The sequence below is a fragment of the Candidatus Omnitrophota bacterium genome, assembly GCA_040755155.1.
In the GTDB taxonomy this organism is placed as follows: Bacteria; Hinthialibacterota; Hinthialibacteria; order Hinthialibacterales; family Hinthialibacteraceae; genus JBFMBP01.
This window is the reverse complement of record JBFMBP010000153.1, coordinates 65,673-92,210: the sequence shown is the minus strand read 5'-3', so window position 1 is coordinate 92,210 and position 26,538 is coordinate 65,673. Positions and strand designations below refer to the sequence as shown.

Here is a 26,538-nt window from a genome sequence, read left to right as displayed (position 1 = left end):
CACTTTTAATCGCAATCTTGTAGAATCATCCTTTCTATGAGATGATAATTCGACTATGAGCGAGGAGAGGAGAATGTCATGCGGCGCTTGAAGGGTTTTACTTTAATTGAACTGTTGATCGTCGTCGCTATTATCGGGATATTGGCGGCGATCGCCGTTCCCAATTTCCTCAATGCGCGGGTGCGCGCTTTGGCGACTCGCTCTATGGCCGATATACGCACCTTGTCCGACGCCGTTAACATGTACCGCATCGATCATAACAGCCCTCCTTTCCGGCGGCCGGGCTGGCCGTGCGGGCTTTGCGACGAAGAACAAATAGAGGCGACGTACAATATGGCGGGATTGACGTCGCCCGTCGCTTTTGTCGCCACGATACCCTTTGATCCTTTTATCGACATTACCGGCGTGCGCATCGGCGACAACCGCGGCGACGGCTTGCCGGTAGGGTGGTATCTATACGTCGCTCATAAAAAAAACCTGCCTGTCGATACGCTGCACGGCTCATATTGGGTTTGGGGATGGGGGCCGGATAAGACGCGCCAATCGTATCCCCGGCGTCCCTACGATCCCACGAACGGCTTGACTTCCAAAGGCGATATTATCGCGGACGAGAAGCATGGCTTTCTGCGCGACGATTTGACGGCGAAAACCAGCAGCGCCAACGCGGATATTGAAGACTGCAAGTTGCCGTAATTACTTCATTTGTGATTTGCTCTTTTGATAGTAGATCATTTTTTCTAATTTCTGTTTGGCATTCATGAATTTTGCCATTATAATAATTACTGTATTCCTATTTGGCAAATTGGCCAAATAACATAATTATAGGGTGAATCATGATGAAAATAGTAAAGAATATCGTATTAGCCACTGTAAGCCTTGCCGTTCTCTTTCTGATGCTGATGTGGATGCAGGGGTCGTTTACCAAAGGACGCATCGGTCCCGGATTATTGGAGGATCGGCAAGAAGAAGCGAAAGACGCGTCTACGGTCGCCGCCACCTATATCATGGCCGATCAGAGCGCCGAAGCCGTCGGCTCCATTCAGTCCCGCAGCACGACTAATATCGCCAGCAAAATTCTCGCCGCCATCGAAACCGTCGCCGTCCGGCCCGGCAGTCAGGCGAAGAAAGGCGATTTGCTAATTACGCTGGACGACCGCGATCTGCGCGCCCGTTTGCAGCAAACCCGCAACGCCGTCGAAGCGGCTCAAGCCGTATTGGATAAAGCGAAAAAAGACCGGCAGCGCTTCGAATCGCTGTTGAAAACCCAATCCATCACTCAAAATACGTTGGACGACGCCGCCAACGCCGAACAAATCGCTGCGGCGCGCTTGGAACAAGCCAACCAACAAGTGCGAGAAGCGGACGTGATGCTTTCCAACGCTAAAATCTTCGCCCCCATCGATGGGACCATCACCGAGAAATACTGCGATCCCGGCGATATCGCCACTCCCGGCAAAACCCTTCTCACCATGTACGATCCCAGCAATCTGCGCGTCGAGGTCGCCGTGCGCGAACAACTTTCTGGGCGGCTGAAGATCGGCGATTCCGCGCCGGTAGTCATCGACGCCATTAGTCAGGAAATGACGGGGACGGTGGAAGAGATCGTTCCTTCCGCCAATCCAGCTAGCCGCTCCGTCGTCGTCAAAGTTTCCATTCCCCGAGAGGGAGGCATCTATCCCGGCATGTATGGACGCATCCGCATCCCGCTCGACCCGGTCAAATGTCTCGTCATTCCGGCGGACGCCGTGCGCAAGGTGGGACAATTGGAAATCGTTACCATGAAAAAAGAAGGCGTATTGACCACTCGTTCCATCCGTACGGGAATGAAATTCGACAAGAACGTGGAGATACTCTCCGGCCTGTCGGAAGGCGATGAGATCGTCGTTCCGTCTCGGAAAGCGTGAGGTGGATCGTGGAACCGAAGAAGCATCTCTCGTTTTTCAGCAAGATCGTCGCCGTCTTTCTCGATTCGAATCTTTCCATCGTCCTCATCCTGCTTTCCCTGGTGGCGGGAATGGCGGCATTAATGATTACGCCCCGCGAGGAAGAGCCGCAGATCGTCGTGCCCTTCGCGGATGTATACGTCAGCGCGCCGGGCGCGTCCGCCGAAGAGGTGGAGCGGCTTGTGGCTACGCGGCTGGAAAAATTACTGTGGCAGATTGACGGCGTGGAGTACGTCTATTCCACATCGCGCCCCGGCCAGGCCGTCGTTACCGTGCGTTTTTACGTCGGACAGGATCGGGAAAAAAGCCTGCTTAAGTTATACAACAAAATCGAATCCAATATCGATAAAGTTCCCTCGATAGTTTCCGGCTGGGTGGTCAAGCCTGTCGAGATAGACGATGTTCCTATTTTGAATTTGACGCTCTATAGCGATGACGCGGATATCTATACGCTGCGCCGCGTTGCCGAAGAAGCGATCGATCGCCTGCAAGGAGTGAAGAATGTGGGCAACACGTTCATCGTCGGCGGTCCGCCGCGGCAGGTGCGCATCGAATTCGACCGCGAACGATTAATGGCTTATTCATTGTCTCCGTTGGACATCGTGGAAAAAATCCGCGCAACGAACGTCAACATTCCCGCCGGTTCCTACGAAAAGGACAACGCCGACATTCTATTGGAAGGATCGACGGTTTTCGGTTCGATCGAAGAATTGAAGAACCTGGTGGTCGGCGTCTATGAATCCCAGCCCGTCTATCTGCGCGACGTCGTCAATATCATCGACGGACCGGCGGAAATGGAAACATATACCCGCGCTGGATTCGGCCCCGCTGCTCATCATAAGGTCAACATTTCGAAAGAGACGATGAACAAAAGCGTCCCGGCGGTGACGATCGCTTTCGCCAAAACCAAAGGAACCAACGCCGTCTGGGTGGTGGACGAAATTCTCTCGCGATTGGAAGAGATCAAGCGTCATGTCATCCCTGACAATGTCCATGTCCTCATTACGCGTAATTACGGAGAGACGGCCAACGACAAAGTCAACGAACTGGTGGAGGGTCTGCTTGTCGCCGTCATCACCGTCATCGCTCTTATCTCTTATATCTTGGGATGGCGCGAAGGATTGATCGTCGCCTTCGCCGTGCCCATCGCCTTCGCGTTGACGCTCTTCTTCAACTTGCTTCTCGGCTACACCATCAACCGGGTGACGCTCTTCGCGTTGACGTTGTCGTTGGGGCTGGTCGTCGACGATCCTATTGTGGATGTGGAAAATATCTATCGCCACTTCGCCTTGAAAATCCGGGGGCCGCGCGATTCGGTATTGTACGCCGTGGATGAAGTGCGTCCGCCCGTCATTCTGGCTACGCTGGCGGTTATTGTCTCGTTTCTCCCCATGTTTTTCATCACGGGCATGATGGGACCCTATATGGCGCCGATGGCGCTAAATGTTCCTCTGGCAATGCTGATGTCGCTGCTGGTAGCTTTTACCGTTACGCCTTGGATGACGTATCACGTCATGAAGAAGGTTTACGCCGAGGCCAAGGAAGAAGGGTATAATCTCAAATCCAGCGTCGTCTATCGGCTATATAACGCCATCCTCGGTCCCTTCATTGACTCGCGTCCGCTTTCTTATCTTTTGGTTTTGGGGGTAATCGTCTTGTTGTTCGCCTCGGCATTGCCCGCCATTTATGGTTGGGTGCCGTTGAAGATGCTGCCGTTCGACAACAAAAACGAACTGCAACTCGTCATCGACATGCCGGAAGGGACGACGTTGGAGCAGACCGACGCCGTTGCGCGCGAGTATGAGGATTTTCTGCGCCGCGTCCCCGAAGTTACCGATTTTACTTCCTATGTGGGAACCTCCTCGCCGATGGACTTCAACGGCATGGTGCGTCATTACTACTTCCGCCAGTCCGAGAATATGGCCGACATCCGCATCAATCTCGCCCACAAGAAATACCGCAAGCAGCAGAGCCATACTATCGCCCTCCGGCTGCGCAACGACATTACCGCCATCGCTAAAAAATATTCGGCCAACGTAAAAATCGTGGAAGCGCCGCCGGGGCCGCCCGTCATCGCCACCGTCGTGGCGGAAATCTATGGAACGCCGGAGAAATCCTACGACGAGATCGTCGCGGCGGCCAAGACCGTGCGCGCCCAAATGGAGAAAGTTTACGCCATGGTCGATGTGGACGATACGGTGGAATACGCTCAACCGAAATTCGTCTTCGAAGTGGATCGGGAGAAGGCAGCGTTGAATGGCGTTACTCCCGAAACTATCGCCCAGAATCTGAAAATCGCATTGGGCGGCATTGACGCCGGAGCGGTGCATGCTCCTTCGGAAAGAAATCCTTTGACGATCCGCCTGCGCTTGCCTCGCGACGAACGCTCCAGCCCCGACCGTCTCGCTCGCGTCGCCGTGCATGGCGATTCGGGAGAATTGGTGCAGATGGCGGAATTGGGAAAATTCAAAAAGACCACGCAGGACATCTCCATTTATCACAAAAATCTTGAACGCGTCGTCTACGTCTTCGCCGAGATGGCGGGACGCGCTCCAGCGGAGGCTATTCTCGAATTGCAATCCCACTTTAAGAAAAATCCCTTGCCGCCGGGATTCACGATCCATTGGAGCGGCGAGGGCGAATGGAATATCACCCTCGATGTTTTCCGCGATCTCGGCATCGCCTTCGGGGCGGCTCTGTTGGGCATCTATATTCTCTTGATTATCGAAACCGGCTCCTTCTTCATGCCGGTGGTAATCATGATCGCCATACCTTTGACGATGATCGGCATCATGCCCGGCTTTTTCTTGCTCAATCTGTTAACCAACCATCCCGTCGGCGGCTATCAAGACCCCACTTTCTTCACGGCGACAGCGATGATTGGCATGATCGCGCTGGCGGGAATTGTCGTGCGCAACGCCATCATCCTCATCGACTTTATTCATAACGCTCTCAAAGAAGGAAAATCGCTGAGGGACGCTCTGATCGAGTCGGGAGCGGTGCGCCTGCGGCCCATCGTGCTGACAGCGGGCACGTCGCTGCTTGGCAATATCGTCATAACGCTGGATCCGATTTTCAGCGGCTTGGCGTGGTCGATCATCTTCGGCATTTTCGCTTCGACGCTGTTTACATTGATCGTCATTCCTGTGATTTATAATTTATTGTTCGGACATGAAAAGCAATGATGAATGATGAGTGATGAATGATGAATGATGAATGATGAATTTGGGGTGGCAAAGGCGAAGTTTTTTTTCCGCCCATGACCATTCCTGATAAAAGCCGTGGAGAGCAGCCGGGATTTCGTTAGGAATTCCGGCTGTTTCGCTTGACGAACGCCCTTTCATTTGGTAATCGAATAGAATTGGAATTTCAATATTCTTCATCGATATGGGGGCGAAGAAATACCGAATATCTTATACAATTAATTCATGTTACGCGCAATAAAAAGTTGAATGGTTCTATGGCGATCATCGTTTTGAATCACGAAAACACGAAATGAAAAAGAAATGCACGAAAAAAAGCGAAAAAAACACTGGGGCAAGAAATCAAGCTGTGAAAAGGCATTTTTCGTGGAATCCCCAAAAACCGTCATATCCACGATTCGAAAAATTCGTGGAATTCGAGTTTTTTCGCGGTTTCGTGATTCAAAAACGCAGTCGCGCAGTCGCGTAGGGTGGGATCAAAGCGAAGCGTAGCCATTCTCCTTATAGTACTTTAATGAAAAAGCATTCGTTAAAATCGATTCGCAAATGAAGGGATATTTTCCTATGAGCGAGAAAATGGAGCAGTTGTACCAAGAGAGACTGAAGCGGTACGTCGCTGCCATGCGCAACGAAAAGCCGGACCGCATTCCCATCCGCCCGTTTGCGGCGGAATTTGCCGGGAAATACGCGGGCTATACCTGCCAGCAGGTTACGCACGACTTCGACCTGGCTTTCGCCGCCGTCCGCCAATGCGCCGCCGATTTTAACTGGGACGCCACCGTCGGCAATATGGTTTACGTTTGGACCGGCCTCGTCGATTCCGTGGGAACGAAATACTATCATATCCCCGGCGTCGATTGCCCTCCCGACAGCGCTTTTCAGTACATCGAACCCAAGGACGAAGAGAACGCTTATATGCGCGCGGACGAGTACGATCTGCTGATCGAAGATCCCACCGGTTTCCTCGCCAATGTCTGGATGCCCCGCGTCAACCTCGACGTCGCCGCTAACGGCCAGCCCAACACTTTTCGCAACAACCTTTCCTGGCTCAAGGGCGGCATGGGAATGTTGACCTATTTCAACAAATTCGGCGAGCAAAACGCGCGCCTGCGGGCGGAATCGGGCACCGTCGGCGCCATATCCGGCTGCCTGAAATCGCCCTTCGACATCCTCGCCGACAAACTGCGCGGCTTCATTCCGCTGTGCTCTGACCTCTTCAAGCAGCCGAAAAAAGTCGAAGCCGCCTGCGAAGCGTTGATGCCGCACATGATGTTCAACGCGCTGGCGGGCGCCGATCCCAGCAAAAACGTCCCCATCTCCATATGGCTGCATCGCGGCTGCGTTCCCTTCATCTCCTACGAACAGTTCGAACGCTTCAGCTGGCCAATGATGAAGCAGATCATCGAGGAGATATGGAAACTCGGCCATCAGGTTCTCTTTTACGCCGAAGGCGATTGGGACCGCCATTTGCAGCATATCGCCAAACTGCCCGAACGTTCCATTATCTATCATGTCGACCGCGGCGACATCTTCGCCGTGCATAAGGCCGTCGGCCATAAATTCTGCCTCAGCGGCGGCATTCCCAACGAACTGCTCACCTTCGGAACGCCGGATGAAGTGCGGGAATATTGCAAAAGAGTCATCGACGGCGTAGCCCAAGACGGCGGCTACATCATGGACGCGGGCGCCATCATGCAGGACGATCCTCAAGTAGAAAACGTCAAAGCCATGACCGACTTCACGGTAGAATACGGCGTTTATTGAACGAAGAAAATTTATGTAGGGTGGGCTCAAAGCGAAGCGTAGCCCACCAATGGGAGACTGGGAGACTGGGAGACTGGGAGACTGGTTGGCAAGGAGAAGATCGTTTCCGATCATGAATAATCTTTTTTCATCACTCCTAAGAAAACAGAAAGCTGGCAGGCTCATCACGGCTCTGTCATGCTGCGACTCTGTCATTTCGAGCGATAGCGAGAAATCCTTCCACACGCGGGTTGAAGATTTCTCGGTCGCTGCGCTCCCTCGAAATGACATGCCGCGATGCCGGACGCAGGGGGAAAAACGGAGATTCGCCCTCCCGCAATTCACCTTCAAACAAGAAGGGAGGGCGAGGCTCCCGCCGAGCCAAGACTCCTCAATCCTTTTTCTTTCTGCTATCGCCGATTCCCTCGGTGTGGCGGCTCATCACTCATCACTCATCATTTAGGAGAATTCCAATGACCGATCAAGAGAAAACACTGAAACCCGGCGTTTGCATTCCCTGGGAAGTGAAGCGCAAGGAATACGAAAAAATCCTGGGCGACGAAAAAATCGTACAAAAAGCGTGGGAAGACAACGACCTGCTCGCCTATTTGTATGTATGGTTTTGTTTAATCCAATTCTGAGGAGCCTGCAATGACCGAACTAACTCCCTTGGCGCAAGCTTTATGTTCCTTACAAGAAGACGAAGCGCTTTCTCTGATCGCGCAGATGAAAGGCGCGGGCGCGTCGGCGATGGATATCTTGTCCCAATGCCATCAAGGCATGACCGAATTGGGCCGCCGCTTCGATCAAGGGGATTGCTTCATCCCCGAATTGATCCTCGCCGGGAAAATCATGGATAAAGTTGTAAGCGATCTGGAGCCGCTGCTGAAAGACGCTCCCCGTCCGCCGTCGGCGGGCTGCGTTGTGATGGGCACGGTGCAGAACGACATCCATAACATCGGCAAAGACATCGTCGTCATGATGCTGCGCGGCTCAGGCTACGACGTCGTCGATCTGGGCATCAACGTCCCGCCGGAAAAATTCGTCCAGGCCGCTCAAGAAAAAAACGCCATGCTGGTAGGCATGAGCGTGCTGCTGACGACCTGCTACAAATCGGTGGCGAAAACGGTCGAAGCGTTCAAAGCGGCGGGACTGCGAGAAAAAATCTCCATCATGCTAGGCGGAGCGGCGGCCTCCGACCGCTTGTCCAACATGACCGGCTGCGACTATTACGGACGAACCCCCGTAGACGCCGTAAACCACGCGGCGGCGGTGGCGAGAGGGAATATGGTGGCTTGACGATCTTACGCAGTGTATAATATCAGCGAATCGCCGCCGCTGTTGGAGGATAAATCTATGACAAGGCTCGAAGAGATCGAAAAAGATATTCGTCAACTTTCTTCCGCTGAATTAGCTGCCTTTCGAAGTTGGTTCTACGAGTTCGATGCGGACGAATGGGATCGAGAAATCGAGCAGGATATAAAGGCGGGCAAACTCGACGCACTGGCGCAGGAGGCTTTGGCGGAGCATAAAGCGGGAAAGACGAGGGAAATTTGAAATCTTTCACTACTTCGAATTTCCGGTCTGACTGCTATGCGTTTCCACTGTCTATTAAGAAAGACGAATCATGAAAAAATTATCGAATATCATTCCGATGAGCGATTTGAGGCAGGATGCGGCTAAGGTTCTGAATCAAGTTAAGAATTCTAAGGAACCCCTTATTATTACGCAAAAAGGGCGAGCTGCCGCCGTTATGCTCGGCATCGAAGCCTATAAACAATCCGAGCGCGATAACGAAATCCTGCGTCTATTAGCGAAGGGTGAGCGTGAGATCGAGTTAGGCGAGGGCTATGATTTAGACGCGGTCCTTGCCGAAGCCGATTCGCTTCTTTCCGATGAGCCATCGTGAAGATTCTTTTTACGCTTTTATCTGTTCTTGCTTACATAAGGCGCGACAAACCTTCAGCGGCGCTTCGTTTCCGCAAGCGAACGGAATTGGTTTTACGCAGGCTTAAGGATTTTCCTGAATCCGGAAAAATTATACCGGAGTTTCCAGAGTTTCCTTACCGAGAGGTAATCGTATCGCCATACCGGTTCTTTTATAGAATAAAAGGAGATGTTGTCTGGATTGCGGCAGTTTGGCATGGCGCGCAGCTCCCTAAAGCGCCAAAATCATAGTTATTCGGTTGTTCCTATGCGTTAACGAGGGATCATAGCGCATTCCCAGACAGGAGATTCAAAAAATGAAACTAAGCTATTACAAAGATACGGATTCGCTATACATTGACTTGATTTCCAAGCCCAGCGTCGATTCTGTGGAAATATCCGAGGGCGTCGTTGTGGATTACGATGAGGCAGGAAATATAGCGGGCATCGATATTGACAATGCCAGCCGCAAGGTCGATCTTCGGGAAATCAGTTTGAGCAAGATTCCCGCCGAAGTCGAGAAGCTAACGGCCTGAAGATCTATGCGTATGACGATGGTGCACATTGGTTAGTATACCAATCACTTGAGAAAGAGAGAGTAATCCAAGTAATTCGTCTTTGGACAAATTATGAATAACGCAACGCTCGAAGCGAGCGAAAGGGATATTCAGTAATTTTCTCCCGCCGAGTCAGCCGTTTATGCGCGTATAGGAAAAAAGTTATTTCTCCTTACGCGACAAAATTGAAATGAAGATAGGACATGGTTATGGATCGACGATCGTTTCTTAGCGCAATGAGCTTTACACCCGCCCTTTTGACTCCTGCGAATTTCGCGGCGGCGGAGGAAACCGGCAAGCGGAGAGAATTGAGCGCCGACATCGTTATCATCGGCGGCGGATTGGGCGGCTGCGCGGCAGCCTTGGCGGCGTTGCGCAATGGGCTGAAGGTCATCATGACCGAGGAGACGGATTGGATCGGCGGGCAGATGACGCAGCAAGGCGTGCCGCCGGACGAGAATCCTTGGATCGAAACCTTTGGCGGGACGCTTTCCTATCGGCAGCTGCGGGAAAGAATCCGCGAGATTTACCGCCGCTGCTACCCCCTGACGGCGGAGGCGCGGGGACGCTGGAATCTCAATCCCGGCGACGGCGGAGTTTCCTATCTTTGCCATGAGCCGCGCGTCGGTCTGGCGGCGTTGACCGAGTTGTTCGCGCCTTATCTCAGCGGCGGGCGCTTGACGCTGCTGTTGGATCATACGGCCTGCGCCGCCGACGTAGACGGAGACCGAGTGAAGACCGTATTGGCGCGCAACGCAAAGACGGGGGATTTGACGGCGTTATCGGCGCCTTATTTCATCGACGCAACGGAAATGGGCGATCTTCTGCCGTTGACGGGAACGGAATACGTTACGGGATTCGAAGCGCAGAAGGATACGGGCGAGAAGCACGCTCCCAGCGAAGCGCAGCCGCAAAACATGCAATCCTGCACTTGGTGCTTCGCCATGGACTGGCTGGAGGGAGAGAACTGTGTTATCGACAAACCGGAAAATTACAATTTTTGGCGCGATTATATTCCGCAACTGGCGCCTGCATGGCCGGGGAAATTGCTGAGTTGGACCTATACGCATCCCGTTACGTTAGAGCCTATCGAGCGGCTTTGCGATCCCCAACGCGAAAGCCGAGGCGAGTATTACGGCTTTTGGCATTACCGGCGCATCGTCCATAAACGGAACTTCGCCGAGGGAACCTACGACAGCGACATCACGCTGGTGAATTGGCCTATGAACGATTACCTGCTAGGCAATCTGTTCGAGGTTTCGAATGAAGAACGGCGCCAACATCTGCACGGCGCCATGCAATTGAGTTATTCCCTGCTTTATTGGATGCAAACGGAAGCGCCCCGTCCCGATGGCGGAACCGGATGGCCGGGATTGCGGCTGCGCGGCGATCTGTTGGGGACGGAGCATGGGCTGGCGAAATATCCCTACATCCGCGAATCGCGGCGCATCAAGGCAGAATTCACGGTGTTGGAACATCATGTAGGGACGGACTCCCGCATGGAAGCGACAGGGCAAAAACGAGAGGAAGTTCAGGCGGAGTTTTTCCCCGATTCCGTGGGCATCGGCAGCTATCGCATCGATCTTCACCCCAGCACGGGCGGGGATAACTATATCGACATCAGCAGCCTGCCTTATCAAATTCCATTGGGCGCGTTGATTCCGCAACGAATGGAAAACCTGTTGCCCGCCTGTAAGAATCTGGGCGTTACTCATATCACCAACGGCTGCTACCGGCTGCATCCGGTAGAATGGAATATCGGCGAGGCGGCGGGTATGCTGGCCGTCTTCGCCTTAAGCCACAAGGAAAGCCCACGCGGCATCCGCAACGCCAAGACGAAACTGGAGGATTTTCAAAGCATGATCCGCTCGCAAGGCATTGCTACGGCTTGGCCGAAAGTAACGCCTAGATAATCGCATCAGGGGAATGGATAAATCAAACGTTGTCAGGATGGCTCTCTTCCATCGAGTAGCGAAGAGGGCCGTAGCGATTGGGCTGTTGGGGGAATGGGAAATCATTGACCAGAAAGAGGGGAGTGGTAGAGGGGAAATCAAGCGAAGGCGTCTCCTTCAAGCAGTCATCCTTTTCGCCGCTAGGCGAAAAGTTGCGTTGATCGATTAAGAAGAAGGGCAAGATTTGGTTTACAGGGATGGATAATCCTGAACATCCCGAACAGAACAACGCCAATAAAGCGAATATAAACAGTTTTTTCACGAAACGGCCTTTCGATAAATCGGTCGCGGTTGGATTTAGAGGATAGTGTAACACAAAAAAAGAGAAAACGACTAATGATGAAAGAGCCTTTTACCCCTATTTACCAAATCCATTTCATGCCTTCCTGGGCGTAGATTTTTTTCAATTTTTCGTAATAAGTTTTTTTCATTTGCTCTTCGAATTCCTGGATCGCGGCGGGGTCCTCAGGGACGCCGCCTTGGTCTCCCGTTTCTCTCATCCAGCGATCGAGCGTCTCCCGCATCTCCTTCAAGGTGGAAGATTGAGCGGGATTCTGGGCCAGATTGCGCAATTCGTTAGGATCATCGACCAGATTGTACAATTCCTCCGGCGGCCGGGTTGGGGCCATAAAGAGTTCCTGTTCCGGCGTCAATTTTCCCTCGTCGTGAAGGCGGCGCAGGAGACGCATTACGGGATACTGCGTCTCTTTATAACGATTGAGTTGGCTATAGGGTTTTTCGGTGAAATAATTCCTGATGTATTTGAAGCGCTGGGTGCGGACGCAACGGATGCGATCCACGGTTTCGTCGCAGCGGTCGCGGGCGGCGACGATATATTCGCGCTCTTTCGCCAACGGTCCAAACAAGGGGCTGCCTTGCATTTTTAGGGGAATTTCCACGCCCGCGATCGTCAAACAAGTAGCCGATATATCGATGGAGCTGACCATGCTCTCCCGTTCAGTTCCTGCTTGGACTTGGCCGGGCCAGCGCACAATGAGGGGAATGCGGATGCCGCCGTCGTAAAGCCATTGTTTGCCGCGCACGTGGCAGCGGCCATTGTCGCCCATGAAAACGACGATGGTACGATCCGCCAATCCTTCCTCATCGAGCCGCTTTAAAACTGCGCCGATTTTTTGGTCGAGAACGCTGATGGCGTCCAGATAGAGCGCCCAATCTTGCCGGGCTATGGGATGATCGGGGTAATAGGGCGGCAAAACCACTTTATCGGGATCTACGGCGTTTTCTTTCACAGGCTTGAAATTGCGATGGGCTTCGGAAAAATTGATTTGGGCGAAAAAGGGCTGCCTCGGTTGGCGTTGGTTCCAATCCGTCCCGTCGAAGGGACGTTCGACGGTAAAATTGAAATCCGTTTTCTGTGTTCCCACAACGCCGGGCGCCGCCGTTTTGACGTTGGCGGTGAAATAGCCCTCATCGCGGAAATAATCCGTCAACAATTGGACGCCTTCGGGCAAGCGATATCCATCGCGGCGATGGCTGCGGTGGTTATGAGCGCCGATCGAGGTCTGATACATGCCGGTCATAAAAGCGGAGCGGGAAGCGGAACAGACGGGCGCCGTCGAGAAGGCGTTAGTAAACTTGACTCCCTCGCTCGCCAGCCGGTCGAGATGCGGCGTCTGAACTAAAGAATCGCCATAACAGCCGAGTTCAAGCCCCATATCCTCGGCGATCAACCAAAGAACATTCATCTTCTGTGAAGATTGCGCTTGGCGGTTCCAACCATTGAGGGCGAAAATCGCGGGAAAAGCGCTGGCTTGTTTTAAGAAAAGGCGGCGCGTGGATTTCATTATAATCACTCCAATCTTTTAGATGATTTATTCTAAAACCATCGTTTTCTCTATGTTAAGATGCTTGATCGATGCGACAATAACAAAGCCGCGCTTTTTGGGGTGATTAAGCGCGGCTTTCGTTTGGATGGCGGGATTTCGTTATTGCGTTTTATTCACTCATGTTACGCAGCCAATGTTCTTTCGCTTTCGGCGTTAGTATTTCAACCCCAATTAGTAGAGCCGATCAAAAGAGCAGAAAGGATTTCATTTTTTTACGTTATTGAATCACGAAACCACGAAAAATCTCGAATCCCACGAAATTTTCGAATCATGGATAGCACAGAATCTTTGGGATTCAACGGAATAAACTTTTTCACGGCGCGATCCCTTTCGCCAACTGTTTTTTTCGTGTTTTTCTTTTTATTTCGCGTTTTCGCGATTCAACGCGACGATCATAATAGACTTATCCTACTTTTTCTCGCGCGTAACATGAGCTATTCGTTTTCATCTTTGCCATGGTTCATTTCCCGGATAAAGAATTCCGCCAGCGTTTTGGCGAGACGATCATCAAAGTCCAACGGTTCGTTTTGGCTCCAGTCGGGTTGAATGGCGTAAATATTGACCGATTTAGCCTTTTCGCCATGGAATGACGCTTGGAGGATTTTTTCCTTGCGGATGATGCTTCCTGGCAAACGGCCTGCTTCCGCCGTTTGCAGGATAAGTACGCGGGCATCTTCTTGGCTATCGCGCAGGAAGGCTTCCACGTTGACTTGACCGGCGCATAGATCGATGGCGAGCGGCAGACCTTTTTCCAAGACGCTGCGTTTGAGTTGCAAGCCTAATCCCCTATCTTCGCGCAAAACCATTTGTGGAGAAACAAGAACCGCCGAGCGGCCTTGGGGGAAGGAGACGCGCAAGCCGCCGATCCATTTCGGCAGGGGAGAAGAATTGTCAACCGCCGCCGCGGGACGGTTAGCGGGGCGATAAACGGAAAAAAGGATTTCCTTGATTTCTCGGTTGGAAAACGGCTCCGCCGAGTAATAGAGAATCTTATGGGCGCGATAAGCGTTTTCCATGCGGGCTTCGGCGTCGTTGGCGACGGCGATTTTAACCTGGGGGAATTGGCGATTGATGCGGCGGATGATTTTGGGACCGCTGACATCGAAGGACTTGGCGTCGAAAATCAGCAGCGCGCTGTTGTCTTGGAAAAGCGCTTCCATGAGTTCGCCATAGGCGCGCACTTCCTGAAGGCGGCAGCCATCGTCCCTCAGCCATTGCCGTTGCGCTTCCCAGGAGCGTTCGTAGCACGCGGCGAGGATGACGTTACGCGGTTTCAAGGCGGGGAGGTCCTTCTCTCTCTCCGTAACCTGGACGCGGGCGATCCAACCATCCCAGCAGGAACGTCCGAAAAACGCAGCGGGATTGGCGGCCAATTCTGGATTGATTTCAACAACTACGCCGGTTATGGGAGAGGGGACGACGCGAGAAGATTCGCCTTCGAGTTCATAGGCGAAATAGGGAAGACCTTGAAAAACCGCTTCTCCCAGTTGTGGCAAGCGAATCGAACGAACGGCGGCGTCATCTGGATTATAAAGAAACGCGCCGATTTGCACCAAAGGATCGGTACGCTCCGCCGCGCTGCGTCCTAGTTTCATCCAGGATTCGTCCCAGAAGAGATAATCGGCATCTTCTGGATATTCTGGTATGGATGCGGATGGAGGAGCGGCGGATGGGGCCGGTGCGAATTCGGGCAATGTCATTGGACGCGAATCCTGATCGTCGTCTTCGGCGAGGATGCGTTCTACGGCCTGAACGATTTCGTCCGGCGTGAAGGGTTTGGGGATATAATCGGATGCGCCCAGCCGCATGGCTTCGGCGGCGGAAGGAACGCTGGCGTATCCGGTGATAATCATGACGGGAATATCGCGATGCTTCTCGCGGATGCTGCGCAGAAATTCAATGCCGTCGACGCCGGGCATCTTCATATCGACAAGAATGGCGGAATAGACGTTGCGGTCCGCCAGCTGCAAGCCTTCCAGGGGATCCGTGCAGGCATCCACGTTATATCCATTGCCCGAAAAAATGCGGCAGCAACTGTCGCATACTACTTTTTCGTCATCCACGACGAGGAGTCTTCGTTCGGCGATCATGTTCTTTCTCCTTTTGGAATCGAATCCGTTGGTGTGGATTGATATCTGCATAAAGCGCGCCAAGAGGATGCAAGGAGAATTATCGGGAATGGAATAGATGGAAGATAATTAAACAACTATTTGATATTATTATATTTATAATATGCGATCCAACGCAATGTTCAACTTGAGTCAAGGCAATATGAATATGGATTTGTTCTGTGTTCTGTATGACTGCTTTGTACAGTGTATGGAGATGGCGTCTGCGCTGCGGTCTCTCGATTAGCTGGATTCCGAGTCCGAGGCGAGGCCGTATTTAGCCATGAGGGCGTGAAAATTGGTGCGCTGCATTCCGACCGCTTCCGCCGCTTTGCTGACGTTGCCTTGAGAGCGTTCCAGCGCCTGGAATAGAAATCGGCGTTCGATTTCCTGCACGGCGGCGTCGCGGACCTGGCGCTTATATTCTTTGAATTCCTCCCAGGATGTGGGTAAAGGCGCTGCGGCGTAGGAAGGAGCTGGTTGGCGCAGTTCGGGCGGCAGATGAACCGGTTCGATGCGTTCGGCGTCGCAGAGGATAGCCATGCGCTCGACAATATTCTTCAATTCGCGGACGTTGCCGGGCCAGCGATAGGCTTCCATTAGGGCCATCGCTTCCGGGGTGAAGCCTTGGACGGCGATGGGATTGGATTTACGGAAGCGTTCCAAAAAACTGATGGCCAGTTTGGGGATGTCGCCGGTTCGTTCCCGCAGCGGGGGGAGATAGATGGGGACGACGTTAAGGCGGTAATAGAGGTCTTCGCGGAATTCTCCTTCCTGAACCATTTCCATCAAGTCGCGGTTGGTGGCGGCGATGAGGCGGATGTCGATTTCGCGCTCTTCGGCGTCGCCGACTTTCTTGACGCGGCGGGTTTCGAGGACGCGCAGCAGTTTGCTTTGAATTTCCTGGCTGATGTTGGCGAGTTCGTCGAGAAAGAGCGTGCCATGATGAGCCGCTTCGAAGACGCCCTTCTTCGTGGCGATGGCGCCGGAGAAGGAGCCTTTGACATGACCGAAGAGTTCACTTTCCAGCAGGGTGGGCGTCAGCGCGCTGCAATCGCAGGCGACGAAGGAGTGCTGGTTGCGGCGGCTAAGGCGATGGATGGCGCGGGCAGCCAGTTCCTTGCCGGTTCCGCTTTCGCCGAAAATCAACGCCGCTCCGTCCGTGGGAGCGACGCGCTTGATGAGAGCGAATACTTTTTCCATAGCGCGGCTGCCGCCGAGAATGCCTTCGAAGCCCTGTTGCAGTTCCAACTCGCGGCGCAGGGCGAGATTTTCCCTTAAGAGGGCGGAGCGCTCCATGACTTTTTTCATCACCACCCGCAATTCGTCGGGAGTGAAAGGTTTGCTCAAGTAATCGGCGGCCCCTTCCTTCATGGCGTCGACGGCGGTTTGCACCGTGGAATAGCCGGTAATGACGACCACTTCGGAAGAGACGCCCGCCTCTTTAATTCGTTTAAGAATTTCGAAGCCGCCGATGTCCGGCATGACGATGTCGAGAAGAATCACGTCGTAGGCGTCGGTCAGCGCTTCCTGAAGACCTAGCCGCCCATCCTGGCGGGATTCGACGGCGTAGCCTTCGGGGGCGAGAATGCGCTGACAGCTGAGGGATACCACCGCTTCGTCGTCGATAACGAGGACGCGCGGAGCGAAAGCCGTATCTTGTTGGGTGGAATTCATGAGGCCGCATCTCCTTCCGGTTTGCTATTCGCATCGCCGCTATTTACGGGGAGAAGGATGGTGAAGACGGCGCCCTCGCCCGGCTCGCTGCGTACGTCGATGGTTCCGCCGTGATTTTGAATGATGCCGTAACTGACGCTTAAGCCAAGACCGGTGCCTTTGCCGACGGGCTTAGTGGTGAAGAAGGGATCGAAGATTTTTTCTAAACAATCGGGCGGTATGCCGTGCCCGGAATCGGCGAAAACGGCGGCGATGCGCCCATCTTCCCGAAGGAACGTAGATACTTTCAATTCGCCGCCTTCAGGCATGGCTTCGCAAGCGTTGAGGGCAAGATTGAGAAAGACTTGCTGCAACTGATTTTTATCGCCTGTCGCCAAAGGCAAGGTTTCGTCCAGGTTTTCAACGATGTTGATTTTCCGAAATTCCTTTTGGCTGCGGACGAGTTTGAAGGTCTGTTGAATAACGGCGCTAACGTCAAGCGGCTCGCGGGTGGAGGGAGACTCGCGGGCGAAATCGAGCAGTCCGCGGACGATTTCGCGGACGCGGGTAGTCTCGCGGATGATAACCTCCAAGTCCTGCTTGTCTTCTTCGCTCATGTTTACTTTTTGATGCAGCAGATGCGCGAAAGTAAGAACGCCGGTGAGGGGATTGTTGATTTCATGGGCGATGCCGGCGGCGAGGCGGCCTACGGAAGCCAGTTTTTCGCTCTGGCCGATTTGGCGGCGCGTGGTTTGTTTGAGCAACTCTTCGCGTTGATAGACGGCGTCGGCCATTAGGTCGATTTCCCGGCAGAGCCGGCCCATTTCGCCGGGAGGGCGGATGCCGACGCGGGCGGTGAGATTGCCTTCGATGACTTGTTTGGCCATAACGGTGATGCGTCCGATAGGTTTGAGAATCCGCTTGGTTACCCAATCGAGAAGAAAAAGGCTCAAGACGGTTGTGAGCGTTACCGTAATCAGAAAAACGGCGACGATAAGAATATAGGATCGTTTGAATGGCTTTTCCAAAAGGCCGACGTAGAGCGCGCCGATGATGTGTTCGCCGGGATCGCGGATGGGTTCATAGGCGGTGATGTACCAATCGTTGACTACGAAGGCGCGCTTGTCCCAGATTTCGCCTTTCATAAGAACGCGGTCGTAAACCTCGGCGCTCAAGCGGGTGCCGACGGCGCGGGAGCCGTCGCTGGCGGGGACGTTGGTGGAGATGCGCAGGTCGCCTAGGAAAATGGTGGCCATGCCGATGTTTTTTCCCTCGTAAGTCTCGTCCTGAAAAACTTCGTCCTTGATGACATCGACAATCTCGAACCACTGGTTGAGCAAATTGGCGCCGTACAAGACGCCCAATAACTCACCGTTGGAATCGCGGCGGCGGATTGGCAAGGCGGCGGCAATCATCATACCGTCCGATTCCAGCGTTTTGCCGGAAGGACGGGCCGCCGGCGTATCGTGAATCGGAATCATGGCGCGCCGGGATAAATCCACTCCTTCTCGCACCAGATCGTCATGGGAAACCACGAGCGTTCCTCTAACGGGTTCGCCCAGCCTAATCGCTTTGGCAATGAGGGGATTGGAGGAGAGATCGTCGCCGCTAGCCTCTGGATTATGAGCGCGATAGAGAACTCGCCCTTGAGGATCGACGAACGTCATAACGGCCAGAGGCGTCTCTTGGCCTAAGGTTTGGAAGGCGGCGTCCAGGTGGCTTTTTACTTGATCCAAGGGCGGCTCATCCCAAAGATGGCGCACGTAAGCGGTGCGCAGGACGCGCTCGATTTTCTCGACGTGATCGTTGTAAACCCGGCGGGCGGAATTAAGATCGAGACGGACGCGCTTCTGGACTTCTTTTATCAATACGTTTCCGACATGAAGAGCGGTTACCAGCGACAAAAAGGAATTGGCGACGAGGATGACGACGATAAAACCGATGGTCAAACGAGACCGGATGGTCATGAGGCTGGATTCCTTTGTTGATGAAACGGCGTTCGACGATTGCAGAGATGCGGCGTAATTTTAACAAAATAAAAGAATACTGGAGAGTACGAAGTTTTGAGTTAATAAAGCGCGAACCCGGAAGAAAGGGGCCTCTATTTCAAAATAAAAAATCCCTTTACCGTAAAGAGAAATCGTTTTCATTCACAATTTCTACTTTTCGGATTGAGGGATATCACAATGATTTTATAGAGTCAATGGTATAGCTGCGTCCGCCCTTTTCAAGCCGCGTGTTCGCGTTCACGAATTTTTATGTATTTGGTTCTGGTTTTGGTGGGATTTTCCGTTCGAACGGAGTGCGCCGGGGTTGCAAGTTTTATCCGAAGCCTCTTCTCGGTTCAAAATCGAGGTGGGATTTCGCAGCGCGATTCATGGGATCGGAACCTATACCTATCATTTTTGGATGAAGTCCATGAAGCCGATCCGCCGGAGGGAAGGAAAACAATATCTTCATAAAAAACCGGAAGCCTATCGGAAAGCCGTCAAGCGAAAGATAGAAGCGTATCATCGGTACGTTCAATTGGGTTAAATCGCCCAAGGGCTGTTGCTCTACCTATCGCTGGTTCATGGGAAGGAAGTAGGGGTGCGATTTCGCAGTTGGCTGCGAACGATGAGAACCGGCAATCCCCTTTCGGAGTTGGTCGTATCCCATGCGTTCGAGCTTGTTCGATTTTCTCGCAAATGCTGCCCAAGACCATAGACTCAAGAAAATCGTCTCGGAAAACATGACGATTTAGCAACTGAAGGAATATCATATAGCGGTGTAAATAGAATCTATAATAAAATGCAGAAAAACTTAGGTCTGTCCTATAAAAATCTCAAGCAATTCATCTATTTCCTAAGTTTGGAAATGATAGTTTATATAGTAACTTCACCCCTTTTTCACTTTCGGCGCGGGATGCTCCTTCTCCGCTTCGTGCAGCAGCGCGGGGAGTTCTTCGCGCAGGTAGGCGGCGAAATCTTTGGCCAGGTCATTGCGCTTGAGGGCGAATTCGACTGTGGTTTTGAGGTAGTCCAGGCGGTTGCCGATGTCGTGGCGTTTGCCCTCGAATTCGTAGGCGTAGATGGATTGATCTTGCGCCATCAAGCGCAGGGCGTCGGTTAGTTGAATCTCGCCGTTCTTGCCCGGCGGCGTCCGTTCGATGTATTCGAAGATGTCATAGGTTAGGATATACCGCCCTCCCACTGCCAAGGTGGATGGCGATTTTTCCACTTCTGGCTTTTCCACGAGATCGTGAACGATGCTCGTGCGTTCGTCCACATCCCTGCCCGCGATGATGCCGTAATTGATAACCTTTTCGCGGGGAACGCGCTCTACGCCGATGACGGGGCAGCGCCATTTGCGGTAGAAATTCATCAGCTGCCGCGTGCAGGGAACCTTCGACGCTACGATCGTATCTCCAAGCAGCACCACGAACGGCTCGCCCGCCACATGCTGTTTGGCGTAGTAAACGGCGTCGCCCAATCCCTTGCAGCCCTTCTGCCGGATATAGTGGATATTCACCATCATCGATAAATCGCTGATGCTTTTATGCAGTTCGTTATGGCCGGAAGAGGCCAGGGCGTTTTCCAATTCGAAAGACCGGTCGAAATGATCCTCGATGGCCCGCTTGCCCTTGCCTGTAATAATCAAAATATCCGTAATCCCCGATTCCACCACCTCTTCGATCACGTATTGAATCGTGGGCGTATCGATCAGGGGCAGCATTTCCTTCGGTTGCACTTTGGTGGCGGGCAAAAATCGCGTTCCTAGTCCCGCCGCCGGAATAACCGCTTTTCTCACTTCTCCTAAATTCAAATCCGAACCGCTTCTCGTCATGCCGTTGCGCCTCGTTGTATGTTATTTCGCGCTTATTTTCGTTCGCACAGGCGGTTTTCTGGAGACCTGGTAGCGATTGCGCTGCTTCCGGAAGTCGTCCGCCTGAATTTCGATTTCCTTGCACATGTCGATGATACGAGACGCGAGCGTGCTGTCAACGCGCATCATCAGGTCGGGCATACGAATATTGGAAGTGATGATGATGGTTTTGCAATCCTGATAGCGCCGGTTGATCAAAGCGTAAAGTCGGTCGGCCACCCACGTCGTCGCCTTCTGAACGCCAAAATCGTCCAGCACGAAGACCTGACGCTGTAATTGCTGAATCAGAAGCGATTTGGGATTGGGGCCGTTTTGCGGATCGTAGGTGTCGCGGATGGCGTCCAAGAGATCGACGACGTTATAAAAGACGCCATTGATCCCCCGCTCGATCAGCGCCTTCAAAATCCCCACCGCCAAGTGCGTCTTGCCGCAGCCGGTGGAGCCGTAGATATACAATCCTTTGGCGTGGCTTACGGAATAGTTTTCCACATATTCCCGGATATCCTTCTGTAAAGCCTTCAGCGAAGCTTTGTAAGGATCGAAAGTTTCCAACATCTCTTCTTTGAAGCGTTCCGGAATGCGGGCGTCTTCGAATTCCGACAAGATGATCTCCCGCCGTACGCAGGAACAGGCTCGGGCGCCGTTCTCGTCGATGATATGCCCATAACCGTCACAGAGGGGACAGAGGTTAGGATCTTCGTCCGGCAGTCGATCGAGATGAGGAATCGTTTTGGCCAGTTCTTCAATGTTTTTATTTAACGAGGCGAATGTTTTCATCGTTTCCTCAACCCCCATGAAATCGCGCAGAATGGCCGAAAAGAACGTCCGGAATTGAAATCAATGATAAGTAACTCGATATTCACGAAATTTCTTATCCCAACCTTGAAAGGCTGGGCTATTATAAATGCCCCTTTAAAGGGGCAAACGACAATAGCCCGCCGTTTCAACGGCGGGTTAACTTTCCTCTTTTTTCATCGCGCGTAACATGAAATTCATCATTCATCATTCATCATTCATCATTTACTTTACTCCGGTTCGCTCTCCAAATGCAAGTGGGTTTTGATCCACGACAGGCTTTTTACTTTTTTGGCGTAGGCCTCTTGAAAGGCGTCATAGATCACGCTCATATCGAACGTATTGGCGATCCATTCCAAATCTTCCACGATGCGGGGCGTAAAACGGGCGCCGAAAAGCATTTGGTAGAGAAAGACGACGCGCTCCACCTGGCTGAGGCCGTCCAAGGTTTGGTAATAGCGCCAGATGCATCGCCCCAGCCGCGCTCCATTCTCCTCCAGCCGCGAACGGATTTCCTCTTCTTCCAAGGGAACCGGCAGCGGCGCGGCGATGCGCGCCCGCTGCGTTGCGCATTCCGCGTCGGCGCGATCGATCCAGCCCCCCGCTTCCAGCCCTTGCAGCAGCGGCTCGATTTCAGCGGCGGGAATTCCCGTCCAGCGGGCGAGAAGATCGACGGTGAAGGGAAACCAATCCGGCGTCAGGTTGGCGCCGCATTCCATCTCCACCAACTTACGGAACAGCAGCCAAGCGTTGGAGCCGATTTCCTCGCTCATGAGCGATGGAAGGCTACTTTCTTCAATCCAACGGGGAAACGACAGCCACAGGGGATCGTGCTGGTTCAAGATTAGGAAGACCTCACCCTAACCCTCTCCAAGAATGGAGAGGGGAATTGACGATTCAAGATTTATTCTCTCGCATCCGCAACGGTTTTCTCGATTTCCTCTTTGTGGTATTTGTGGATTTCTTGATGAACGTCGAGAATTTCCTGGTGCAAGGCTTCCAAGCGCTCCATAATCGGGTCAGGCAAATTGACCTGATCCAAGTCCACGCCTCGCGTTACTTTCTGACCTTCCCGGATCACGATCCGCCCCGGCACTCCAACGACGGTGCAGTTTGCAGGAACGTCCTTCAACACCACCGACTGCGCGCCGATTTTGACGTTATCGCCCAACGTGATGTTGCCCAACACCTTGGCTCCGGCGCTAACCATGACATTATTCCCCAACGTAGGATGGCGTTTGCCGGTCTCCTTTCCGGTTCCGCCGAGCGTAACGCCTTGGAAAAGTACGCAGCCATCCCCCACGATGGCGGTTTCCCCAATAACGACGCCCATGCCATGATCGATGAAGAATCCTTTGCCGATTTGGGCGCCGGGATGAATCTCGATGCCGGTCATGAAGCGGCTGAATTGGGATAAGGCGCGGGGGATGAATGGCAGATGCAGTTTCGCATGTAGAAAATGCGCGATGCGATGCGCGATAATGGCGTGAAAGCCCGCATAGGTAAAAATCACTTCCACCGCGCCCCAGAATCCGCGGGCGGCTGGATCGTTCTCCATGCAAGAACGAAAATCTTCTACAATAATTTTAATAGGGCCAAACATGGCTTATATCTCCTTATCGAAAAAAAAACGGTATTTATTTCAGCGAATGGAATGGGTGGTCGGAGGTTTAGCGACAACAGAGGCAGAGCATTTTATCTCTCCTTCTGTGAAGAACGGCGATCGCTGCGCTTCTCGGCGAGCGAAAAAGGATTATCCTTTTAATGGCATACGATAAAAATTCTTGCATGGTTCCTTTATTCCTCCCAGGCGATTGGGAGCGAATAAGCAATCAAATTCTGAATGAATGTAATTTTACCATCGAAAACGATTTGGGCAAACCATTCGTCCCCAACGGCCTAATAATGACTCGCTGATCGACGCGATTTTTTAGAAAGATTCCATGACCATCGAACCAAAATCCCCTATTGAAGCGGATCGCCCTTCCATTTTCGATTATCCCATGCCCGCCCTGCGCGAATGGCTAGGTCAGCATGGACATCCGTCTTACGCCGCCGCGCAACTCTACCAATGGCTTTATCGAAAACGAGCGAGAAATTTCGGGGAAATGACGAATCTATCCAAATCTCTGCGAGGGGAGTTGGAAGCGCATTTCGCCTTGCAAATCCCGGAAATCGCCTCGCGCCAGGAAGATCAGGCCGACGGCGCCGTTAAAGCGTTGTTTCGGCTTCCCGACGGCGAGGGCGTAGAAACCGTAGTCATGCCCTATTACTCCGAAAAAATCCAAACTCAACCGCGAACGGGAAAAGTAAATAAGCGGGAGCCGTCCGAATCCGAAGAATATACGATCTGCCTCTCTACCCAGGCCGGATGCCAATTCGGCTGCCGCTTTTGCGCTTCCGGGCGCTCCGGTTGGAAGCGCAATCTTACCGCTGGCGAGATCGTGGCCCAAGTCCTCGCGTTTCTTTGGGAAGGCAAAAACATCACTCATGCTGTTTTCATGGGGACGGGCGAACCCTTGCACAACCTGAACGCTCTGCGCGATGCGATCGATATTCTTTGCGCCAAGGAGGGATTGGGTTTATCCTCTCGACGCCTGACGGTTTCCACCGTGGGTCTCGTGCCGGAAATCTACCGGATCGCCTTGGAAGATTGGAAAGTCAAACTGGCGGCTTCGCTTCATGCTACTACGGACGAGAGCCGTGAAAAATTAATGCCCCTGGCGCGAGCTTACCAAATCGATCAGCTCATGGACGCTCTGCGTTTTTACCAGCGCCGGAACGGCAGGAGAATCAGCCTCGAATACTTATTGATCGACGGCGTCAACGACCGGCCTAAAGACGCCGAACGGATGAAAAAACTCATGGAAGGCCTCCTTTGCCACGTCAATATTATTCCTTGCAACAAAGTCGGCGAATTTCCCTATCGTCCACCCTCGCATGACAAAATCCAAACCTTCAAAAAACTATTGCTGCAATATCATATCGACGCCACCGTTCGCTACAGCCGCGGCCGCAACATTGACGCCGCCTGCGGTCAGCTTCGTTTGCGCCATGAATGACACATCCGATAACGTCCTCTATCCACCGCCGCCCTGGCGCTGTTCTGGCAGCGGTTTGATCGTCTTCCGCGCCATTCCCGCCGCGCAAACGCAAGCGCCGCCGCATTGCGCCATTCAATGCATTCTGCCCGGACGCACTCTCGGCGGCTATTACATCGCACAATACTATTCGCCTCTTGCGCCGGGCGAACCTGAAGTCTGGCATGAATGGGGAAATGTGGCATGTTATGCCCGCTATGCCAAGATCCGGGGCTTGCATATCGACGCTATGGCCGTCGATTCGCCAGCGGCTTACAAGGGTGGGCGGGAAATCTGGGGACTTAATAAAACGATGGGAAAAATCGAAATCGCCGTCGACGGCACACGGGGCGAAGCTTCACTAAATCTCGGAGAAAACATAATTATAATGCGCTGGCGCGAGTTTGGCTTCCATTTTCCCTTCCAGCGCGTTCTGAATTATCTTACTTTTATCCAAGACGCAGTTCATGCGTATTCCGTCGTCTTTCGCGCCCGCTGCCGCCTCTGCCGGGTGGAAATCGTGCAACAGCCAACTCAAGAATTTTCAGTCCTTACGCCGGGATCCTATTTCGGTCTCCGCTTTGACGGCGCCGATGTGGAAATCTCGTCCCCGCGAAAAATTTCCTGATTTTTTGAATCATTTCCCCTTTTAAAGCGTATAAATAACTGAAATCGCAATCATGAACTCTCAAATCCTCTTACAGGATAGGTATAAGACCATGTTTCGCGAAAAACCGTTTAGAAAAGAAAATCCTAAATCAAAATCCGGCGCTCGAAACGCATCCCCGAAAGAAACCGACAACCGCATGAAGCGCTTCCAGCAATTCGTAGAAAAATGCGGCTGCCCCACGCGCCTCTCTCAACAAACGAAAGAAACCAATATTGTATGGATCGGTTAATATACCCATATGGAGACGCAACGATGAAAACAAATTATCGATGGATCATGATGGCGGCCTTCGCGGTTTGTTGCCTATTGGCCTATGGATGCGATTTTAATTTTCCGCAAGAGGAGTACGTGGAAGAAGAAGATTTTACCGTAGACGCCACTGGAGCCGCCGCGCTCGATTCGGACACGACGAATGGCGCCATTGTTCTTACCGGCGTCGACTCGAATCAAGTCAAAGTCCATTCGCGTAAAGTCGTCCGTGCCTGGACGAAAGAGGAAGCGGAGAATTTCGCTCCGAAAGTGAAAATTCACGTCGAGCGCGAAGGCGATGTCGTTAAGGTATACAGCGAACAACCTAAAACCACTTTCAAAATCAACGTCTCCGTCCATTTCACCATCGAAGCCCCCAAATCGCTGATGGCGGATCTTCACTCCACCAATGGCAAAGTGGCGGTCTCGAATATGACCAATGGCGTCAAAGCGCATACTACGAACGGAGGCATCGAACTGGAAAACGTCGATGGCCGGATCGAAGCGGGATCGACCAATGGCGGCTTGAAAGCAGTCATCGGCGAGTTGAAGGAAGAAGGCGAATTCTCCACTACCAATGGCGGCGTCAATGTTACTATATCCAAAGGCGTTGCGCCCATTCGCGTCTCCAGCACCAACGGCGGCCTCACTGTCAAAGCGCTGGGAGGCGTTGCGTCGCTGAAAGCGTCCACGACCAACGGCGGCGTCAATGTTACTCTGCCGCCTGATTTCAACGGCCAGTTGGACGCCTCTACCTGGAACGGCCGCGTCAGTTGCGATTTCCCCATCGATGGCAAAGTAACCAAGAAAAGCATTTATGGAAAAGTAGGTTCCGGCGGCGACGCCAAAGTCAACATCAGTTCCACGAACGGCAGCGTCAGCATTAAGAAAGAGAATCCAGCGTGAAAAATTTTTAATTTTTAATTCTTAATTTAAAATTCAAAA

General features: G+C 52.7%; 25 protein-coding genes. 16 read left to right on the top strand and 9 right to left on the bottom strand.

Annotated features, from left to right (window positions below; genetic code table 11):
• Positions 1 to 78: 78 nt before the first annotated feature.
• The 11 genes from AB1656_24090 to AB1656_24040 all read left to right on the top strand — a co-directional run bounded on the left by AB1656_24090 (position 79) and on the right by AB1656_24040 (position 11,285).
• Complete coding sequence (locus tag AB1656_24090) at positions 79 to 693, top strand: prepilin-type N-terminal cleavage/methylation domain-containing protein (protein MEW6238478.1); 615 nt, start codon at positions 79 to 81, stop codon at positions 691 to 693.
• 140 nt (positions 694 to 833) lie between these two features.
• Positions 834 to 1,904, top strand: coding sequence for an efflux RND transporter periplasmic adaptor subunit (locus tag AB1656_24085; GenBank protein ID MEW6238477.1), 1,071 nt, complete (start codon positions 834 to 836; stop codon positions 1,902 to 1,904).
• An 8-nt stretch (positions 1,905 to 1,912) separates the two neighbouring features.
• Positions 1,913 to 5,128 (top strand): efflux RND transporter permease subunit, encoded by a 3,216-nt coding sequence (locus AB1656_24080; protein MEW6238476.1) that lies wholly within the window; start codon positions 1,913 to 1,915, stop codon positions 5,126 to 5,128.
• A gap of 582 nt (positions 5,129 to 5,710) precedes the next feature.
• Entirely contained in the window at positions 5,711 to 6,910 is a 1,200-nt protein-coding gene (locus AB1656_24075) for a uroporphyrinogen decarboxylase family protein (GenBank protein ID MEW6238475.1), read from the top strand.
• A gap of 452 nt (positions 6,911 to 7,362) precedes the next feature.
• A complete protein-coding gene (locus AB1656_24070) occupies positions 7,363 to 7,530 on the top strand; it encodes a hypothetical protein (protein ID MEW6238474.1) in 168 nt (55 codons plus the stop codon).
• 10 nt (positions 7,531 to 7,540) lie between these two features.
• A complete protein-coding gene (locus AB1656_24065; GenBank protein ID MEW6238473.1) occupies positions 7,541 to 8,188 on the top strand; it encodes a cobalamin-dependent protein in 648 nt (215 codons plus the stop codon).
• Positions 8,189 to 8,245: 57 nt separating this feature from the next.
• Positions 8,246 to 8,446, top strand: a complete 201-nt coding sequence (locus AB1656_24060) for a hypothetical protein (GenBank protein ID MEW6238472.1) — start codon at positions 8,246 to 8,248, stop codon at positions 8,444 to 8,446.
• Positions 8,447 to 8,516: 70 nt separating this feature from the next.
• Positions 8,517 to 8,798 (top strand): type II toxin-antitoxin system Phd/YefM family antitoxin, encoded by a 282-nt coding sequence (locus tag AB1656_24055; protein MEW6238471.1) that lies wholly within the window; start codon positions 8,517 to 8,519, stop codon positions 8,796 to 8,798.
• The gene (locus AB1656_24050; GenBank protein MEW6238470.1) at positions 8,795 to 9,067 is read left to right on the top strand and encodes a type II toxin-antitoxin system RelE/ParE family toxin; all 273 of its coding nucleotides are present in this window, start codon (positions 8,795 to 8,797) and stop codon (positions 9,065 to 9,067) included. The genes AB1656_24055 and AB1656_24050 overlap by 4 nt, the downstream gene beginning before the upstream one ends.
• 65 nt (positions 9,068 to 9,132) lie before the next feature.
• Positions 9,133 to 9,351: a DUF2283 domain-containing protein gene (locus AB1656_24045; GenBank protein ID MEW6238469.1), complete on the top strand. Its 219-nt coding sequence runs from the start codon at positions 9,133 to 9,135 to the stop codon at positions 9,349 to 9,351.
• 230 nt (positions 9,352 to 9,581) lie between these two features.
• Complete coding sequence (locus AB1656_24040; GenBank protein MEW6238468.1) at positions 9,582 to 11,285, top strand: FAD-dependent oxidoreductase; 1,704 nt, start codon at positions 9,582 to 9,584, stop codon at positions 11,283 to 11,285.
• Between the two features lie 22 nt (positions 11,286 to 11,307).
• On the opposite strand, the gene AB1656_24035 is transcribed toward AB1656_24040, so the two are convergent.
• The 5 genes from AB1656_24035 to AB1656_24015 all read right to left on the bottom strand — a co-directional run bounded on the left by AB1656_24035 (position 11,308) and on the right by AB1656_24015 (position 18,902).
• Positions 11,308 to 11,586 (bottom strand): hypothetical protein, encoded by a 279-nt coding sequence (locus AB1656_24035; protein MEW6238467.1) that lies wholly within the window; start codon positions 11,584 to 11,586, stop codon positions 11,308 to 11,310.
• Between the two features lie 100 nt (positions 11,587 to 11,686).
• A complete protein-coding gene (locus AB1656_24030) occupies positions 11,687 to 13,129 on the bottom strand; it encodes a sulfatase (GenBank protein ID MEW6238466.1) in 1,443 nt (480 codons plus the stop codon).
• A 476-nt stretch (positions 13,130 to 13,605) separates the two neighbouring features.
• On the bottom strand, positions 13,606 to 15,261 hold the full coding sequence (locus tag AB1656_24025; GenBank protein MEW6238465.1) for a response regulator: 1,656 nt from the start codon (positions 15,259 to 15,261) through the stop codon (positions 13,606 to 13,608).
• Between the two features lie 261 nt (positions 15,262 to 15,522).
• Positions 15,523 to 16,956, bottom strand: a complete 1,434-nt coding sequence (locus tag AB1656_24020) for a sigma-54 dependent transcriptional regulator (protein MEW6238464.1) — start codon at positions 16,954 to 16,956, stop codon at positions 15,523 to 15,525.
• Positions 16,953 to 18,902: a cache domain-containing protein gene (locus AB1656_24015; protein MEW6238463.1), complete on the bottom strand. Its 1,950-nt coding sequence runs from the start codon at positions 18,900 to 18,902 to the stop codon at positions 16,953 to 16,955. Before AB1656_24015 ends, AB1656_24020 begins: the two co-directional genes overlap by 4 nt.
• A gap of 346 nt (positions 18,903 to 19,248) precedes the next feature.
• Here AB1656_24015 and AB1656_24010 point away from each other — a divergent pair, with 346 nt between their 5' ends.
• Positions 19,249 to 19,470: a hypothetical protein gene (locus AB1656_24010; GenBank protein MEW6238462.1), complete on the top strand. Its 222-nt coding sequence runs from the start codon at positions 19,249 to 19,251 to the stop codon at positions 19,468 to 19,470.
• 342 nt (positions 19,471 to 19,812) lie between these two features.
• Here AB1656_24010 and galU read toward each other — a convergent pair whose 3' ends face one another.
• The 4 genes from galU to cysE all read right to left on the bottom strand — a co-directional run bounded on the left by galU (position 19,813) and on the right by cysE (position 23,197).
• The gene (gene galU / locus AB1656_24005; protein ID MEW6238461.1) at positions 19,813 to 20,760 is read right to left on the bottom strand and encodes a UTP--glucose-1-phosphate uridylyltransferase GalU; all 948 of its coding nucleotides are present in this window, start codon (positions 20,758 to 20,760) and stop codon (positions 19,813 to 19,815) included.
• A gap of 21 nt (positions 20,761 to 20,781) precedes the next feature.
• Entirely contained in the window at positions 20,782 to 21,576 is a 795-nt protein-coding gene (locus tag AB1656_24000) for an ATP-binding protein (GenBank protein MEW6238460.1), read from the bottom strand.
• 248 nt (positions 21,577 to 21,824) lie between these two features.
• Positions 21,825 to 22,436 (bottom strand): hypothetical protein, encoded by a 612-nt coding sequence (locus tag AB1656_23995; GenBank protein ID MEW6238459.1) that lies wholly within the window; start codon positions 22,434 to 22,436, stop codon positions 21,825 to 21,827.
• 62 nt (positions 22,437 to 22,498) lie between these two features.
• The gene (cysE, locus tag AB1656_23990) at positions 22,499 to 23,197 is read right to left on the bottom strand and encodes a serine O-acetyltransferase (GenBank protein MEW6238458.1); all 699 of its coding nucleotides are present in this window, start codon (positions 23,195 to 23,197) and stop codon (positions 22,499 to 22,501) included.
• Positions 23,198 to 23,537: 340 nt separating this feature from the next.
• Between cysE and rlmN the strand changes: the two genes are divergently transcribed.
• The 4 genes from rlmN to AB1656_23970 all read left to right on the top strand — a co-directional run bounded on the left by rlmN (position 23,538) and on the right by AB1656_23970 (position 26,499).
• Positions 23,538 to 24,656 (top strand): 23S rRNA (adenine(2503)-C(2))-methyltransferase RlmN, encoded by a 1,119-nt coding sequence (gene rlmN, locus AB1656_23985; GenBank protein MEW6238457.1) that lies wholly within the window; start codon positions 23,538 to 23,540, stop codon positions 24,654 to 24,656.
• Positions 24,649 to 25,302, top strand: coding sequence for a hypothetical protein (locus tag AB1656_23980; protein MEW6238456.1), 654 nt, complete (start codon positions 24,649 to 24,651; stop codon positions 25,300 to 25,302). The genes rlmN and AB1656_23980 overlap by 8 nt, the downstream gene beginning before the upstream one ends.
• Before the next feature lie 91 nt (positions 25,303 to 25,393).
• On the top strand, positions 25,394 to 25,573 hold the full coding sequence (locus tag AB1656_23975) for a hypothetical protein (protein ID MEW6238455.1): 180 nt from the start codon (positions 25,394 to 25,396) through the stop codon (positions 25,571 to 25,573).
• 23 nt (positions 25,574 to 25,596) lie between these two features.
• Positions 25,597 to 26,499, top strand: a complete 903-nt coding sequence (locus AB1656_23970; GenBank protein ID MEW6238454.1) for a DUF4097 family beta strand repeat-containing protein — start codon at positions 25,597 to 25,599, stop codon at positions 26,497 to 26,499.
• Positions 26,500 to 26,538 lie beyond the last annotated feature (39 nt).

Coding starts and splice junctions, on each gene's coding strand:
- AB1656_24040 (MEW6238468.1), top strand. CDS start 9,582: ATGGATCGACGATCGTTTCTTAGCGCAATGAGCTTTACACCCGCCCTT.
- AB1656_24065 (MEW6238473.1), top strand. CDS start 7,541: ATGACCGAACTAACTCCCTTGGCGCAAGCTTTATGTTCCTTACAAGAA.
- AB1656_24030 (MEW6238466.1), bottom strand. CDS start 13,129: ATGAAATCCACGCGCCGCCTTTTCTTAAAACAAGCCAGCGCTTTTCCC.
- AB1656_24090 (MEW6238478.1), top strand. CDS start 79: ATGCGGCGCTTGAAGGGTTTTACTTTAATTGAACTGTTGATCGTCGTC.
- AB1656_24055 (MEW6238471.1), top strand. CDS start 8,517: ATGAAAAAATTATCGAATATCATTCCGATGAGCGATTTGAGGCAGGAT.
- AB1656_23970 (MEW6238454.1), top strand. CDS start 25,597: ATGAAAACAAATTATCGATGGATCATGATGGCGGCCTTCGCGGTTTGT.
- AB1656_24075 (MEW6238475.1), top strand. CDS start 5,711: ATGAGCGAGAAAATGGAGCAGTTGTACCAAGAGAGACTGAAGCGGTAC.
- rlmN (MEW6238457.1), top strand. CDS start 23,538: ATGACCATCGAACCAAAATCCCCTATTGAAGCGGATCGCCCTTCCATT.
- AB1656_24070 (MEW6238474.1), top strand. CDS start 7,363: ATGACCGATCAAGAGAAAACACTGAAACCCGGCGTTTGCATTCCCTGG.
- galU (MEW6238461.1), bottom strand. CDS start 20,760: ATGACGAGAAGCGGTTCGGATTTGAATTTAGGAGAAGTGAGAAAAGCG.
- AB1656_24085 (MEW6238477.1), top strand. CDS start 834: ATGATGAAAATAGTAAAGAATATCGTATTAGCCACTGTAAGCCTTGCC.
- AB1656_24000 (MEW6238460.1), bottom strand. CDS start 21,576: ATGAAAACATTCGCCTCGTTAAATAAAAACATTGAAGAACTGGCCAAA.
- AB1656_24020 (MEW6238464.1), bottom strand. CDS start 16,956: ATGAATTCCACCCAACAAGATACGGCTTTCGCTCCGCGCGTCCTCGTT.
- AB1656_24025 (MEW6238465.1), bottom strand. CDS start 15,261: ATGATCGCCGAACGAAGACTCCTCGTCGTGGATGACGAAAAAGTAGTA.
- AB1656_24045 (MEW6238469.1), top strand. CDS start 9,133: ATGAAACTAAGCTATTACAAAGATACGGATTCGCTATACATTGACTTG.
- cysE (MEW6238458.1), bottom strand. CDS start 23,197: ATGTTTGGCCCTATTAAAATTATTGTAGAAGATTTTCGTTCTTGCATG.
- AB1656_23975 (MEW6238455.1), top strand. CDS start 25,394: ATGTTTCGCGAAAAACCGTTTAGAAAAGAAAATCCTAAATCAAAATCC.
- AB1656_24015 (MEW6238463.1), bottom strand. CDS start 18,902: ATGACCATCCGGTCTCGTTTGACCATCGGTTTTATCGTCGTCATCCTC.
- AB1656_24060 (MEW6238472.1), top strand. CDS start 8,246: ATGACAAGGCTCGAAGAGATCGAAAAAGATATTCGTCAACTTTCTTCC.
- AB1656_23980 (MEW6238456.1), top strand. CDS start 24,649: ATGAATGACACATCCGATAACGTCCTCTATCCACCGCCGCCCTGGCGC.